Origin of the sequence: Methylomicrobium sp. Wu6 (assembly GCF_035916875.1) — a bacterium.
Lineage (GTDB): Bacteria > Pseudomonadota > Gammaproteobacteria > Methylococcales > Methylomonadaceae > Methylomicrobium.
Genome location: NZ_JAXUHN010000094.1, coordinates 1 through 15,597, shown reverse-complemented (window position 1 = coordinate 15,597; position 15,597 = coordinate 1). Strand labels below are relative to the sequence as shown.

At 55.6% G+C, this 15,597-nt stretch carries 12 protein-coding genes and 2 tRNA genes; 7 read left to right on the top strand and 7 right to left on the bottom strand.

Annotation, left to right across the window (positions count from 1 at the left end; genetic code table 11):
- Positions 1–150: 150 nt before the first annotated feature.
- Genes U2W12_RS18025 through U2W12_RS18015 form a run of 3 tightly spaced genes read left to right on the top strand, consistent with a single transcriptional unit; the run spans position 151 to position 4,188 of the window.
- Complete coding sequence (locus tag U2W12_RS18025; RefSeq protein WP_326502241.1) at positions 151–1,380, top strand: nucleoside recognition domain-containing protein; 1,230 nt, start codon at positions 151–153, stop codon at positions 1,378–1,380.
- Positions 1,381–2,670: a tRNA (N(6)-L-threonylcarbamoyladenosine(37)-C(2))-methylthiotransferase MtaB gene (mtaB, locus tag U2W12_RS18020; protein WP_326502081.1), complete on the top strand. Its 1,290-nt coding sequence runs from the start codon at positions 1,381–1,383 to the stop codon at positions 2,668–2,670.
- A 48-nt stretch (positions 2,671–2,718) separates the two neighbouring features.
- A complete protein-coding gene (locus U2W12_RS18015; RefSeq protein ID WP_326502080.1) occupies positions 2,719–4,188 on the top strand; it encodes an oligosaccharide flippase family protein in 1,470 nt (489 codons plus the stop codon).
- Positions 4,189–4,377: 189 nt separating this feature from the next.
- Here the strand turns inward: U2W12_RS18015 and U2W12_RS18010 are convergent, their stop codons facing one another.
- From U2W12_RS18010 to rtcR, 3 genes are read right to left on the bottom strand one after another with little or no spacing between them, the layout of a single operon-like run.
- Positions 4,378–5,643, bottom strand: a complete 1,266-nt coding sequence (locus U2W12_RS18010; protein ID WP_326502079.1) for an NCS2 family permease — start codon at positions 5,641–5,643, stop codon at positions 4,378–4,380.
- Positions 5,643–5,930, bottom strand: a complete 288-nt coding sequence (locus U2W12_RS18005) for a hypothetical protein (protein ID WP_326502078.1) — start codon at positions 5,928–5,930, stop codon at positions 5,643–5,645. The genes U2W12_RS18010 and U2W12_RS18005 overlap by 1 nt, the downstream gene beginning before the upstream one ends.
- Before the next feature lie 50 nt (positions 5,931–5,980).
- Positions 5,981–7,576, bottom strand: coding sequence for an RNA repair transcriptional activator RtcR (gene rtcR, locus U2W12_RS18000; RefSeq protein ID WP_326502077.1), 1,596 nt, complete (start codon positions 7,574–7,576; stop codon positions 5,981–5,983).
- Positions 7,577–7,895: 319 nt separating this feature from the next.
- Between rtcR and U2W12_RS17995 the strand changes: the two genes are divergently transcribed.
- The 4 genes from U2W12_RS17995 (at position 7,896) to U2W12_RS17980 (ending at position 11,314) form a co-directional block, all read left to right on the top strand.
- On the top strand, positions 7,896–9,122 hold the full coding sequence (locus tag U2W12_RS17995; RefSeq protein ID WP_326502076.1) for an RtcB family protein: 1,227 nt from the start codon (positions 7,896–7,898) through the stop codon (positions 9,120–9,122).
- A gap of 497 nt (positions 9,123–9,619) precedes the next feature.
- Positions 9,620–9,694 (top strand) — tRNA-Cys (locus U2W12_RS17990).
- Positions 9,694–9,763, top strand: a tRNA-Met gene (locus U2W12_RS17985). The genes U2W12_RS17990 and U2W12_RS17985 overlap by 1 nt, the downstream gene beginning before the upstream one ends.
- Before the next feature lie 387 nt (positions 9,764–10,150).
- Positions 10,151–11,314 carry a slipin family protein gene (locus tag U2W12_RS17980; protein ID WP_326502075.1) on the top strand — a complete coding sequence of 388 codons (1,164 nt, stop codon included), beginning with the start codon at positions 10,151–10,153 and terminating at the stop codon, positions 11,312–11,314.
- Between the two features lie 191 nt (positions 11,315–11,505).
- Here U2W12_RS17980 and U2W12_RS17975 read toward each other — a convergent pair whose 3' ends face one another.
- The 4 genes from U2W12_RS17975 to U2W12_RS17960 form a co-directional block, all read right to left on the bottom strand.
- Positions 11,506–12,858 carry a YhjD/YihY/BrkB family envelope integrity protein gene (locus U2W12_RS17975; RefSeq protein ID WP_326502074.1) on the bottom strand — a complete coding sequence of 451 codons (1,353 nt, stop codon included), beginning with the start codon at positions 12,856–12,858 and terminating at the stop codon, positions 11,506–11,508.
- A gap of 218 nt (positions 12,859–13,076) precedes the next feature.
- Positions 13,077–13,748, bottom strand: a complete 672-nt coding sequence (locus U2W12_RS17970) for a Bax inhibitor-1/YccA family protein (RefSeq protein ID WP_326502073.1) — start codon at positions 13,746–13,748, stop codon at positions 13,077–13,079.
- 84 nt (positions 13,749–13,832) lie between these two features.
- Entirely contained in the window at positions 13,833–13,961 is a 129-nt protein-coding gene (locus tag U2W12_RS17965) for a hypothetical protein (RefSeq protein WP_326502072.1), read from the bottom strand.
- Positions 13,962–13,980: 19 nt separating this feature from the next.
- Positions 13,981–15,276, bottom strand: a complete 1,296-nt coding sequence (locus tag U2W12_RS17960) for an outer membrane protein transport protein (protein ID WP_326502071.1) — start codon at positions 15,274–15,276, stop codon at positions 13,981–13,983.
- Positions 15,277–15,597: the final 321 nt, after the last annotated feature.

The following is a 15,597-nucleotide window of genomic DNA, read 5'->3' as shown; positions in this document are numbered from 1 at the left end:
AGAATTATATGTAATGATTTGCCATGCATAATGCAAATTCATTGAATTTCTCCCCCGTTTTGAGAGTTTGGTATTTCCTCTCCCAGGCTGCGCCGTTCGGTGCAGCCTTTTTTTTGCCTGCGCGATCCGCCAACGGATTATCGACCCGTGCTGCTTAATCTGATCTGGATCGGTTTTTTTCTGATCGCCTTTATCACCGCGACGGTCAAGCTGCTTTTTTTCGGCGATACTAACATCTTCGCCGACATCATGACCTCGCTATTCAGCCAGTCGAAAGCCGCGTTCGAGATTTCACTGGGCCTGACCGGTGTGCTGTCGCTCTGGCTCGGCATCATGCGCGTCGGCGAAAAAAGCGGCTTCATGCAATTGTTGACGCAAGGCTTGACGCCGTTATTCAGCCGCCTGATGCCGGACATTCCGAAAAATCATCCCGCACTCGGCGCGATCGTGATGAATATTTCGGCCAACGCGCTCGGCCTCGACAATGCCGCGACGCCGCTCGGCATCAAGGCAATGAAGGAATTGCAGGCGCTGAATCCGAACCCGGAGACCGCCAGCAACGCGCAAATATTGTTTCTGGTGATCAACACCTCCTCGGTGACGCTGTTCCCGGTCACGATCTTCACCTACCGCGCGCAGCTCGGCGCGGTCAATCCAACCGACGTGTTCATCCCGATCCTCATCGCGACCTATTGTTCGACACTTGCCGGCCTGCTGGCGGTCGCCTGGATGCAGAGGATTAATCTACTCGACAAAGTCGTGCTGGCCTATCTGGCCGGCATGACTTTGTTGATCGGCACCCTGCTCGTCTATTTCACTGGCCTGCCGAAAGAGGACATGCTCACTCAATCGGCGCTGATCAGCAATGTGACCCTGTTCTCGCTGGTGATCGTCTTCATCGCCGGCGCGCTGCATCGAAAGATCAACGCCTACGAAGCGTTTGTCGAAGGCGCGAAGGAAGGCTTTCAGACCGCAATCACGATCATCCCGTATCTGGTCGCGATGCTGGCCGCGATCGGCGTGTTCCGGGCCAGCGGCGCGCTGGAACTTTTGAACGAATGGATACGCTATCTGGCCGCTTTATTCGAACTCGACAGCCGTTTCATCGACGCCTTGCCGACCGCCTTGATCAAACCGTTCAGCGGCAGCGGCGCGCGCGCGATGATGATCGACACGATGAAGACACTCGGTGCCGACTCGTTTGCCGGACGCCTGTCCTGCATCATCCAGGGCAGCACCGAAACGACCTTTTATGTGCTGGCGGTGTATTTCGGCGCGGTCGGCATCAAAAATATCCGCCATGCCGCCGGTTGTGGGATAATGGCGGATTTTGTGGGCGTTATCGCCTCCATTTTGATTTGTTACTGGTTTTTCGGATAGATGTTAGTTCACTTGCAAACCCTCGGCTGCCGGCTCAACGAAGCCGAACTCGAAACCTGGGCGCAGGATTTTCAGCGCTCCGGTCATCAGATCACCACAAAGCCGGAAGCCGCGCAATTGATCGTGCTGAACTCCTGCGCGGTGACCCAGGATGCGGCACGCAAATCGCGCCAGCTTATTCGAAGGATTCACCGCGACAACCCGCAGGCCAAGCTGGTCGTCAGCGGCTGCTATGCGACCTTGAATCAACAGCAAGCCGAATCCGAAATGGGCGTCGATCTGGTGATCGGCAATCAGGATAAGGACAAACTGGTCGAAAAAACCCTGAGCGAACTGAATTTGACCAGCATGCCGGCGCAAGCGACAGAACCCGGCGAATTTTCGCTGTTTACCCGCGGACGCCAACGCGCGTTCGTGAAAGTCCAGGACGGCTGCCGCTACCGCTGCACGTTTTGCATCGTGACCGTCGCCCGAGGCGAAGAAAAAAGCCGACCGATCGAGGCGATCATCGAGGAAATCAATACCCTGCACGGCCAAGGCATCGCCGAAGTGGTGCTGACCGGCGTGCATCTAGGCGGCTACGGCAGCGATCAGGGCTGCAATATGGCCGATTTGATCCAGGCGATCCTGGCGCAAACCGACATTCCGCGCATCCGGCTCGGCTCGCTCGAACCCTGGGAATTAACCGACAGTTTTTTCGAGCTGTTCGACAATCCGCGCCTGATGCCGCACCTGCATCTGCCCTTGCAGAGCGGTTCGGACAGCGTGCTTAGGCGGATGGCGAGGCGCTGCAAAACGCAGGAATTCACAGCGATCATCGAGCGCCTGCGCCAGCAAATCCCCCACTTCAATGTCACGACCGACATCATCGTCGGCTTTCCGGGTGAAACCGAGGAGGAGTGGCAGGAAAGCCTCGACTTTATCAAAAAAACCGGCTTCGGCCATATCCATATCTTTACCTATTCGCGTCGCGAAGGCACCAAGGCCGCTACGCTGCCCGGCCAGGTGAACAATGCGATTAAAAAACAACGCAGTGCGGTTTTGCACCGCCTGGCCGAAGATATGAGGCAGAAGTTTTACCAGGACAATCTGGAACGAGAGTTTCCGGTGTTGTGGGAAGGCTATAGCGAGGCTTGCGGCGAAGACCGACATCGCGTATTCGGCTATACACCGAATTATTTGAAGGTCGGTTGCATCGTGAGCCGGGACCGAACGATCGAAAATCAGGTTATTCATGCCCGCCTGACCGAAACAGGCCAAAACTGGATTACTGGCAAATTGCGCGAATAACCCCTCGATTGCCTTCTTTCCATCCCCAAACTACCCGCGACAGAGCCGATGAGCATCATCAAAAAACTCGCCTCGCAAACCGCCATCTACGGCCTCAGCAGCATCTTCGGGCGGTTTCTGAATTATTTGTTGGTGCCACTTTATACCTATCATTTCTCTGCGGCCGAATACGGGGTCGTCTCGGAATTTTATGCCTATGCCGGTTTTTTTGCTGTATTGCTGATATTCGGTTTCGAAACCGGCTATTTCCGTTTTCGCGATAAAAACGCCCCCCAACGCGATAACGCTTATGCCACCGCGTTATGGTTTGTGCTGCTGGTCAATCTGTGTTTCCTGCTGCTGATCCGGCTCATCCGGGCTCCGCTTTCCGATGCGTTGCATTATGCCCATCACCCGGAATATGTGCAGTGGTTTGCGATTATTTTGTGCCTCGATGCAGTCGCCTCGATCCCCTTTGCGCGGCTCAGGGCAGAAAACAAGGCGTTCCGTTTTGCCGGCATCAAGATCGTCGAGATTCTGGTCACGGTCGGCTTGAGCCTGTTTTTCATCGCCTATTGCCCGCCGCTTTACGCCAAAAACGAACAGATCTGGTTCGCGCCGATCTATGATCCCGGCATCGGTCTCGGCTATGTGTTCATCGCAAATCTGGCCGCCAGTGGCGTCAAATTCGTCCTGCTGACGCCGCAGCTAAAAGGTCTGCTCTGGGGCTTCGACAGGGCACTGTTCAAAAGCATGCTGCGCTATTCGCTGCCGATGGTGGTCATCGGTTTCGCCGGCATCATCAATGAAATGCTCGACCGCGCGTTGCTAAAATATCTGCTGCCGCACGATCCGTTGACGAACATGCGCATGCTCGGCATCTACAGCGCCTGCTACAAGCTGTCGATCCTGATGTCGCTGTTCATCCAGGCGTTCCGTTATGCGGCCGAACCGTTTTTCTTCGCCTATGCGGACAAGAGCGATGCGCGCCAGATTTATGCGGACGTGATGAAGTATTTCGTGATTTTCTGCATGGCGATCTTTTTGTTGGTGACCCTGTATCTCGATTTCTTCCAATATTTTGTCGGCAGGGAATTTCGGGCGGGGCTCGGCGTGACGCCGATTCTGCTGCTCGCGAATCTTTTCCTTGGCATTTATGTGAATCTGTCGATCTGGTACAAACTGACCGACAAGACCTTGATGGGCGCCTTCGTCTCGCTCAGTGGCGCGTTGCTGACGATAGGTCTAAATCTGTGGTGGATTCCGCTTTACGGCTATGTCGGCTCGGCCTGGGCGACGCTGGCCTGTTACGCAGGCATGGCATCCATCTCGTATCTTTTAGGCAGAATATATTACCCGGTCGCTTACGATCTGAAACGGATAATTTTTTACATCGTGTTCGGTCTCGGCTTATATTTGGCCCGCGAACCGTTGTTGACATCCGGCTTCAAGCCTTGGCAGGCCGCAACGATGCTGATGTTGAGTTATTTATTGACCGCAACGCTGCTGGAACGCCGCCAGCGTATTGCCATTGACTGAGGATTCGGCCCGACAAATCAGCGACCGTGATTTTTTGGGAAATGGTCGAGCGAACGCCCTCCAAGATCGCCGAATCAAGCATCGCGCGACCTTCGTCAAACATCGCTTGGCCAAGAGATGTTTGACGATATATCGTATGCTTACGTCATGACTTATTTTTAGCTGCAGAATGTGCGTTAAACGCCGACATCAATCTTCAACCAGCAGCCACTTCGCACTCAAAAAAACCAGGCTCATCAGCAAATAAGCCAAAGCCCATTCCCATGCCGGCGTCAATGACAACACGGTATCCGCCGGTGTCCAACGGTAGGAATGCATCAGACCTGAGGCCGACAATAGACTGGCCGAAGCGCTCCACAGCGCAGCCTTGATGAATTCGCGCTCGATCACCGAGACCGTCAATGCGGCCAGAATCATCGCGGTAAAGATAAAACCCTGTTCCAATGCGAATGTGCCTTCGATCCAAATATCCGCCTGTTGAAAACGCGCCAGCATCGATTCCGAAAATGCGGGCATCGGCTCGCCGCCATAGTCAGCCGCGCGTACCCCGCTTTTGGCCATGAACGCGCCCCAGGCCGCGATGCCGGGCAGCAGCCCCATCACGACCGCTGGCGCGTGGCTTTTCGGAGTTTCCTGAAATGCCTGCGCCGCGATTACGATGCCGATCCATAACACGATCGCCATGCCGGCGTCGATCGGCACCGCCCAGGCGATGTAAGACAGGCTGCCGGTCAGGCAGATCACCGTGATGAATACGCCGTTCAAAATCGAGTAACCCGAGCGGGCGCCCATCGCCTTCCAGCCCGGATGGCCGATATAGATCGTGGTCGGAAAGCAGGAGCCGAACAGACTGGCCGCCAAGGTGCCGAGGCCGTTCGCCGCCAGCGAGGAACGCGTCGGGTAGCTGTCGCCGGCCGCTTCGGCCGATTCGATGTTTTGCAGCGAGCCGATTAGATTGAACAGCCCCATCGGAACGATCACCGACAGATAACTCAGGCTATCCTTTGCAACCAGAGCCTGAAACAAATCGCCGGCCACCGGTATCGGCAAATACATGCCGAGTGAATTATCCGGCAAGGGGCCAACCGGCGCGATCCCCATACTCCAGGACAATAACACGCCCAACACCACGGCCACCAAGCCGCCCGGCAGATTGCCCCGAAACCGCAGCCGGCCGAAATAAACCAGCAAGATCACCGCCAGCGTGACCAGACCGACGACCGGATGCGCATAGGCGCGGAACAAAAATCCGAGAGAAATGAAGGTCAGCGCGATGCCCGCCAAGGTCGAGAGCAATGCGGCGCGCGGCGTCGCCTGGCGTAATTTCTCCGCCACGAACGCGCCGCCCAGCTCGATAAGCCCGGACCCGAAACAGGCAAACAAACCCGCCTGCCAGGCGATATGCTCCGGATTTTCGGCCCCGCTTGCCTCTGCGGCCATTTTCGCGGGCAGCATCACCAGAAAAATATACGCGAAAACAGCGATACGGTGTTGATGCCGTATGGCAAGGCGCAAATATCGTCGCGGCCGGTCGCCGCCGCCAGTCGTTTGGCCTGGTAAGCGTAAAAGAGATTGCCGAGCAATACCGACACCGCCGCGCCAGGCAAAATGTGGCGATAGATCAAGTCGTCGGAGAAGCCCAGCACGGGCCCGCACAATCCCACGATTACCAGCAACTGCACCAGATTATCCAGCGCCAGACCGAAAAAGCCGTCGATGTCGGCGCGTACGAACCCTTTCACCGTGAAATCCCAATACCCAATCAAAAAAATTGCTTCACAGTATAAATAAATCAATCGCCATTGGACACCGCCTGAAACGTCAACCCAAACCGCAGCAAATATTGTTTCAAGCGGTGACTGTCGTTCATGCTGGTTTTAAGATTGCGGCTGGCGTTATATAGCTTACGTCCTGCCTCGGCCATGTTGCGACTCTCGCGGCAGACCTTCACCACTTCGGCAAGCTGCATTCGGTCGAATAGATCGAGTTCTCTGAGCGCCTCCGCCGGCAGGATTTCGGCCAATGAATCAGTTGCGACGGGCGGCCCCTCGACAAACCCGGACCACGCCTGCTTCAAGCGCTCGATTTCGCCCTCCACAATGTCCTCGGTGATTCGTCCGCCGGTCGCGAGCGTCGCCATACGCGTCACGCTGGAGTTCAGATCGCGAAAATTGGCCCGCCACAAGGCTCCGGGCGCATAGGCGAAGGCAAGATACTGCGTCCTCGCCGCCTTATTGAAGCTGACCTTGTAGCCGGCCTTGACCATGAACTGCTGCAACTCATGTTCGAGATTCGGTTCGAAATCCTCGATGCGCTGCTTCAACGGCGGCAACTGGTAGGTCCATAAATTGATCCGCGCCAGTAAGTCTTCACGGAATCGTCCGTTGCGTACCTGTTCGTACAGATTGCGGTTGGTGCCCACGATCAATTGAAAATCGCTGCCGGTTTCGCGGTCGCCGCCGAGCGGCGTGAACACCTTGTCTTCGATCGCGCGCAACAGCATCGCCTGCTCGTCCAGACCCAACTCGCCGATTTCATCGAGAAACAACAGCCCCTTGTCCGCCTCGCGGAGAAGACCGGTGCGCGGATTTAAAGCACCGGTAAACGCGCCTTTGACATGGCCGAACAGCGCCGACATCGCATTGTCGCCGCGCAGGGTCGCGCAGTTCACTTCGACCAGCCTCCCCGTCAACTGGCCGCGCTGCTTTTTCAATTCATAGATGCGCTTGGCGAGACGCGATTTACCCGCGCCGGTCGGACCGGTCAGCAGCATCGGCGCGGACGATTTGATCGAGACCTGTTCGATCTGCGAAATCAACCGGTTGAATGCCGGATTCCGGGTTTCGATGCCGCTTTTCAGATAGGCGATGCCGTCCCGAGCTTCCTTTTCGAAGCGTGAAGCGATCTGGTCGTAGCGCGACAAATCCAGATCGATGATCCGATAGCTGCCTTGATTGCCTTCCTTGCTCGGCGAGGTCTGTAGCAATTTGCCCGGAATGTAGTTCGCCTCGGTCAATAGATACAGGCAGATTTGCGCGACGTGGGTGCCGGTGGTGATATGAACGTAATACTCGTTCTGCTCGGGATCGAACGCATAACCGCGCGTGAAATCGAGCAACTGGCTGTAAACCTGTTCGAAATCCCACGGATCGGCATAATCGACCAGATGGGTCGTGATGTTCGTTAGCGGCGACAATTCGCGCATGTCGCCGACCGTGATCCCTGCCAATTCCCGTTCTTCGGGATGATGCAGCAATACGAATTCGTCGACCGGCAGACTGTCGTGCATCACCAGCGACACGGTCGGACGCCAACGTTCGTGGCGTTTTCTGCCGAAGCCCGCATGATCCAAACGCGCGCCCAACAGGCCGATGATCACTGTTTTCATTTGAATCCCCATCAATGTAGCCTCGATGCAGCGCGGCGGAATCGAGGGATTGACGGCTTCGAAACCTCGATTCCGTTACACTCCATCGAGGCCACGTCTTATCACCTAGAGACCGGCTATAAATATTTATATCGATAGCTATCTATCCTAATAGATATATCAAGAATAACCATGCTCAACACCAAATTTTCCTGGCCATCAAAATCCCTGTTTTTTTTACCCTTCAAAAACATCGCTTTATAGAAAGCCACAAAGCCTTGCGCAATACTGGCACGCGCGTTGCTATAACCTAATCGTCAGCAACCGAAAGAGAATAACGATGACCACTCCCTACGAAGTCCTGCACGAACCCGGCCGGCATCCGATCAAAGCCTGGACGCGCGGCGTCAGCTTCGACGACAACTCAAAACAACAATTGCGGAATATCGCGGCAATGCCGTTCATCCACAAATGGATCGCAGTGATGCCGGACGTGCATCTGGGAAAAGGCGCGACGATCGGCAGCGTGATCCCAACCCTCGGCGCGGTGATTCCTGCCGCGGTCGGCGTCGACCTGGGCTGCGGGATGATCGCCGTCAAAACCAGCCTGAGCGCGAGCCAGTTGCCCGATTCATTGGAAGCGCTGCGCAGCCGGATCGAAACCCTGGTGCCGCACGGCCTGCAAAAAACCGCGCGCGGCGCCCGCGACAAGGGAAGCTGGGGTGAGCCGCCAGAAGACGTATTGACTGCCTGGACGGCATTGAGCGGCCGTTTCGACCGCCTGTGCGAAAAACATCCGTTCCTGAAAAACACGAACAACCTGACGCAGCTCGGAACGCTTGGCACCGGCAACCACTTCATCGAGATTTGTCTCGACGAGAACGATGCGGTCTGGATCATGCTGCACAGCGGCTCGCGCGGGGTCGGCAACAGGATTGGCTCGCACTTTATCGAGCAGGCCAAACTGGACATGGAACGCTGGTTCATCCATCTGCCGGACCGCGATTTGGCCTATATCCCGGAAGGCAGCGCGAATTTCGACAACTATATCGAGGCGGTCGCCTGGGCGCAGGACTTCGCCAGAATCAACCGCGAGGTGATGATGGCGCGCACCGTACAGGCGCTCAGCGACATATTGAAAATCGAGTTCGAAGCGAACGTCGAAGCAGTCAACTGCCATCACAACTACATCCGCCGCGAACACCATTACGGCGAGAATGTCTGGGTGACCCGAAAAGGCGCGGTCAGCGCAAGGCTCGGCGAAATGGGGATCATTCCGGGAAGCATGGGCGCGAAGTCGTTCATCGTGCGCGGACTCGGCAACGAAGAAAGCTTTTGCAGTTGCAGCCACGGCGCGGGCCGGATTATGTCGCGCACCGAGGCTAAGAAGCGCGTGTCGCTGGCCGAACATATCGAGGCGACGGCCGGCGTCGCGTGCCGCAAGGACATAGAGGTGATCGACGAAACGCCGTCCGCTTACAAGCCGATCGATCAGGTGATGGCCGCCCAGGCCGATCTGGTCGAAATCGTGCATACCCTGAAGCAGGTCGTCTGCGTCAAGGGTTAAAGAATTTGGCGGGCCATCGCGGTTCGGAGCAGTTTCAACAGACTGCCTGACGCCGGACGGGGCATATTGCCCCGTCCGTAAAGTTTGCCGGATGCTGTCGAATGTCGGCACCGTTGAAACGCTTGAGATGGGGTTGCAAACCCTGTCTCGCATGGGCACAAACCCTGAAGCAGGTCGTCTGCGTCAAGGGTTAAAGAATTTGGCGGGCCATTGCGGTTCGGAGCGGGTTCAACAGACTGCCTGACGCCGCCCGACGCCGGACGGGGCATATCGCCCCGTCCGTAAAGTTTACCGGATGCCGCCGAATGTCGGCACCGTTGAAACGCTTGAGACGGGGTTGCAAACCCTGTCTCGCATGGGCACAAACCCTGAAGCAGGTCGTCTGCGTCAAGGGATAACGAATTTGGCGAGCCGTTGTCAGCAGCGGAGCAGGTTCCAAAGCCTGCCTGACGCGAACGTTTAACGCAGCGCGTATCGATGACAACAAGACGCCAAACGCCGCCGTAGCTCAGCCTGGAAGAGCGCCGCGCACAACGCGGAAGTCGCAGGTTCGAATCCTGCCGACGGCTCCATTGCTATAGCTCAGTGGGTAGAGCAACTGACTCATCATCAGTCTGTCGCCGGTTCGACCCCGGCTAGCAAACCTACCTTGCCAAGGTAGCTTGATAAACCGGCCTAAAGGCCACGGCGGACCTCCGGGCCGCGAGTTAGGAATCCGCAAGGAGGCGGCATGCGGCTGGGTTAGCGCATGTCGATTGGGATGCCGCAATCCGAACGCAAAGCAACATCGGCAAAGCCTGACGGCGAAGACCGGCCGACGCGCGCCGCGAAGGACGCGCGACGCCCGCCGATTGGAGCGCCAGCAGCCCGCGCCGATGCGGAGGTTCCGTCAACCTTCACTTATTTATATGGCGTAGGGTGGATAAGCAAAGCGCATCCACCACCAAGACCTATAAGGTGGATGCGCTGCGCTTATCCACCCTACTTTGGAGTGAATCTTCACGGCCATATGTTTTACGGAGAATATGATGTCAATTAACAAGAAAATGATCATCACCGAAGCCCAGCGCGGCCTGTTGTTCAAGGATCAGCAATTCGTCAAGGTTCTACCGCCCGGCGTTTACCGGCTCTGGGACTGGCTGAACCGCTACCAGCTGCAGACCGTCACGATCACGAACGCCTTGCAGCAAACCGTCACCGGCGATCTGTTGAACCTAGCGCAATTGCACGCGGAAGACTTTGCACCGCACTTGCTGCTTTGGGAAACGTCCGATGATGAGGCCGGCCTGGTCTATCAGAACAACGTGCTGAAAGACATCAAGGCGCCGGGCCAGCAGGGCGCATACTGGAAAACGCAAAACGCAATTCGCATCGACAAGATCGACATCAGCCGGGATTTGGCCCTGCCGAAGCCGCTCGCCGCGCAGTTGTGCAATGCGAAGGAAGAAATGCTGAAGAAAGCCGCGCTGAACGCGATCGCGATCTTCAGCATTCCCGACCATCACGTCGGTTTCCTGGCCGTGGACAACGAAATCCAGGCGGTGTTGAGCGCGGGAGTGCATGCCTGGTGGCGGTTCAATCATAATCCGACGCTGACCCTGTTCGACCTGCGTCTGCAAAACATGGAAGTAAACGGCCAGGAAATCTTGACCAAGGACAAGGTCAGCCTGCGCATGAATCTGTCCGCGACCTGGCAAATCAGGGAAGCGGAAAAGACCCGCGCGGAACTGGCCGACGCGAAGGAGTTTCTGTACCGCGAACTGCAACTGGCCCTGCGCACGATCGTCAGCACCCAAACGCTGGACGAACTGCTGGCCGACAAGAACTCGCTGAACCGACAGATTCTCGAGATCGTGGCCGCGAAAGCGTCCGTTTACGGCATCGAGGTCAAATCGGTCGGCGCGCGCGACATCGTCCTGCCCGGCGACATGAAAGCGATTCTGACCCAGGTCGTCGAGGCGCAAAAAATGGCCGAAGCGAACCTGATCAAGCGTCAGGAAGAAACCCAGGCGACCCGGTCACTGCACAACACCGCGAAAGTGATGGAAGGCAATCCGATCTTGCTGCGTTTGAAGGAACTGGAGTCGCTCGAAAAAATCACCGCGCGGATCAATACTCTGAATGTTTATGGCGGATTGGATAGCGTGATGAATGGGATGGTCAGACTGATCGACAAGACGAGTCCGGTTTAGAATGACCTCTCAATTGTATGTTGGGTTAACTTTAGCCAAGTAGGGGGCGCATCGCGCCCCTTTTCGATGCCAACTCATGACAATAAACTTGGCAAGCGGGATAGATGACCCGCCGGAATGCGTTAAAACAGTCTGATTATTTAACATTCGGAAATGGTGAACAGTGCAGAACCCTAAAAAGTTCGCACTCCTCAACTCGGATCACCCAACGTTTTTCGGGGCGACAGGTGAATCAAATCGCTTAAAGTCCGATCACCCAGGACAGCCAACGCAGCATCTTCGATATGAATCGCCAAAGCCAGCACGCTCTCGGCGATTTTGGGAGTCATCATGGTCATTTGCGCCTGCCCGTCAAACGCGCGCAGACAGCCGTAAATCGCCTTCAGGGTGATCGTATCTATCTCTCTGGCGGGAACATAGGCATTCGGTTCGGACTGGATCGCAATCACGAATCCTGCTTTTTCCAGACCCTGCAACGTATGCTGGACCGCTTCCCAAGGTAAATCGACCTCCTCCGCCAAGGCATGCAATGTCCAGGGCGCTTTGCCTTCATAATACGCCCTGCCGATCAAATACATGATCAGGAAGCCGAGAGTTTCCTGTTGGCGATGGGTGAGATCGGGTTTTTTGTTTTTGTGCAGAAGATAGCGAGGATGTTGATGCAGAAATGAAATCACGCCGCCCAACAGCACGATCAGCCAACTGACATAGAGCCAGATCACCGACAGCAGAATGATCGCGAAACTCGAATAAATCGCGTTATAACTGGCCGACTTCTCGACGAAGATGCCGAACACCCACCCTACTATTTTCCAGGTCAGCCCGGCCGCGATGCCGCCGGCCAGCGCGGAACGGAAATTGACCCGGGTATTCGGCATGAAGATATAAAGAAAGGTCAGCGCCGCGATGATCAACACGTAAGGCAGAATCAACCCGGCCAGATAATAGGCGCTGCCGAAAGGTTCTTGCGCTATGAGCTTCCGCACCAGGCCGGTATCCGCCATCGACGCCATCACGCCCAGCGCGGAAACTACCAGCACCGGCCCGACCAGCAACATGCTCAGATAGTCGCTGCTGCGGCGAATCCAGTTTCTGGACATCTCGGCGCGCCAAATCCGGTTGAAGCATTCCTCGATGATGTTCAGCAGTGAAATCACCGTATAAAGTAAAAACACCAAGCCGGCCGCACCCAACACGCCGATATTGATGTTTTCGACGTAACCGATGATCTGGGCGGCCATCTCCACGCCTTTGTCGCCGAGCGGCTCAAGTACGCTCAGCAGCAATGGTTTCAGTTGGTTATGCACGCCGAACGCCTTCAGCACCGAAAAACTGACCGCCAACAGCGGCGCCAGCGACAACAGGGTCGTATAAACCAGCCCCATCGCCCGGTACCGCAAATCGCCCGCGGTCGCTTCCTGAACCAGAATCAGCACCCCGCGCAGTAATGCGGCCGTTCGTTTGGCAAAACCGGAACCGGGTTCGCCGCTTTCCTGCCATATTTCAATCGTCAGGTAATGTTTGATCGTATCGAAGTTCGACATCCGCTGGGTTTCCTTATCGGCAATCTGAAAAAAGCGCCTTATCAAATCGGATAGTAACGACCGACACGACGTTTTAAAAGCAAAATTCGCTTTTTTGTGGATTTTTGAAAAAAAGGAAATCAGGTTGGCCGCATGGGAACGCCAACAGCAAACGCGGGAGGTTTTGAAGAGCGCTGACGGCGAAAGCCGTCAGCACAGGGATCGGGAGAAGGTACGGTTTATTCGTCGCCGCCGAATACGCCGAGCAACTGCAACAAGCTCAAGAACAGGTTATAGATCGAAACGTACAGCGAAATGGTCGCCATAATATAATTGGTTTCGCCGCCATGCACGATGTTGCTGGTTTCGAACAGAATCATGCCGGCCATCAGCAGGATGAACATCGCGGAAACCGCAAGCGACAAGGCCGGAATCGTAAAGAAAATCGCGCCCAAACCTGCCAAGAATGCGACCAGCACGCCGACCATCAAGAAGCCGCCCATAAAGCTGAAATCCTTGCGGGTGGTCAGCGCATAACCCGACAGGCCGAGGAAAATCACGCCGGTGCCGCCCAACGCGGTCATCACCAACTGATCACCGTTGGCGTAAGCATGCAGATACATATTGATGATCGGTCCGAGCGTCAGCCCCATGAAACCGGTCAAAGCAAAGATCGACAACAGGCCCCAGGCGCTGTTGCGCAGCTTGGTGGTCAAAAACAGCAGGCCGAAATAGCCGACAAGAGTAATCAACATGCCCGGATGCGGTAGATTCATCGCCATCGACAATCCTGCGGTCATGGCGCTGAACAATAACGTCATCGACAACAGCAGATAAGTGTTACGCAGCATTTTATTGGTCGCCAGGATCCCGGACTCGGGACGGGCGATCACGGCTTTATTGATGTTCATCGAATGTTTTCCTCGTGAAAGAATGAATGTCTAGAGATTGACTGCTTAATCTTACAAGAGTTTCCAGGCGTAAATAAAGCGATTTCATTCCTGAAAGAACGCGATCCGGCTCAGGCCGCCGGCGCGCCGTCCGCTCCAAATCGAAAACAGGACGGCAGAAAGACCGATCAGCAAGCCCCTCGCCAGCGCCGAATAAGGGTTAAGATTTTCCATGCGGCCGGCCTACCGTTAATCAAAAATGCTTGGACCAACCCAGTTGAAAGGAATACTGTTCCATCTCCAGCGCGATGTTCTGACTGGGGCTCAGCGGATTGGGCCCCTTGACCGAATTGCTCGGCGAGTACATGAACGCAAAAGTCACTTCGTCATGCTTGCCGAGTGTTCGGCTGAATCCGGTTGTTAAATGCCACTCCTGCACACCCGGTGCCAGGATATTGAACAACACTTCTGACTTAGGGATGGGTTGCTCACCGTAGCTTAGGCCGGCGCGCCAGGTCCAGAGATTGTCCGGCCGCCATTCGGTGCCGAATTTGAAGATGGTCATGTCCTTCCAGCCGAAACCGGGGCCGCCATCCTCGCCGAGCCGCTTCGTCAACAGATTCGGAAACATCGGGTTGCCGACCGATTCGATTTGACTGTAACGGATGTGCTCGACGTCAAAACTGGCGGTTATCCGATCGCTGATATCCCAGGCCAGACCGAAGTTGAAACTTTCGGGTATGTCGAAACCGCCCTGTTCGGCAAACAGCCCCGCATAGTCGTCGAGTTTGGACATCGTGATGCGGCTTTTGTAGGATGCTCCGAACCTTACGCCCGGCAATAGCTCAGCCAAACCGCCGACCCTGACTCCACCTCCAAAGGAATAGTTATAGCCTTGGTTGGACACATGCCCAGGATCGCTCGAAAATGGAGCGAACGCATTCAAACCGCGCGCCTTGAAGCGCTGAATCGCAAAAATCGGCGCGATGCCGAGCGAAAACCGGCCATCGCCGAAGCTGTGCGCGTAGCTCGGCACGATAAATGCCTGCGCCTTGTCGATGCCGGTCGTGCCGGCGCAAAACGTGCCTTGGCCGCCTGGAAATGGGCATAGCGGATTCGGTGTCGCCACATAATCGGTATTCATGCCGCCGTTGCCGTACATCGTCACGCCGACAGCCTGGTCCTTGTCGATCCGGTGATTCCAGCCGATTGCCGGCACCGGAAACCATTCGCTGTCGCTTTCGACGGTGCCGGAATTCAACGGAAATGCCCCGGGGGCCAGCGTCGGCGTTCCATCGACAGTATATTTGCGCCGCGGACTGAACAGCTCGATTTCCGCATCCAACCGGTCTCCGATATACGCGATACTGGCCGGATTGACCGCGGCTGCAAACGAATCGAGCGGCCTCGCGGTGCTGGCGCCGGCCAAGGCTTTGCTACGGGCACCGTAGCCATGCGCAAAATAGCCGTTGGTCGCCGCCGCAATGGCTGGCAGCCCGCCTAATATGGACGTCGCGGCAATTGTCAGATACCTTTTTGTCGAAATCATGTTTGGCTCTCCCTAATCATTTTTAAAGCTGTGCCGTCATGGAACAGACTAACTGCCTTATCCGGACCTGCCACCCAGCCGCCAAGTGTTGAAATGATTAATGATGATAGAGAGATCTTTACACGGGATAAAACGCTAATATCAGATAGCGATAACGCAAAATTCGATAAGCTTTCAGAAATCGGTATTCAAGTCATAAGCGATTAAGTGAATAGCAACAAGTTCATTGGCATTTCTTGAGCTCTCTAAGTCATTGATTTGCTATTCACAGGTTGCAAACGAACTTCTCGCGAAGCACTTACCATATGATTAATAGGATTT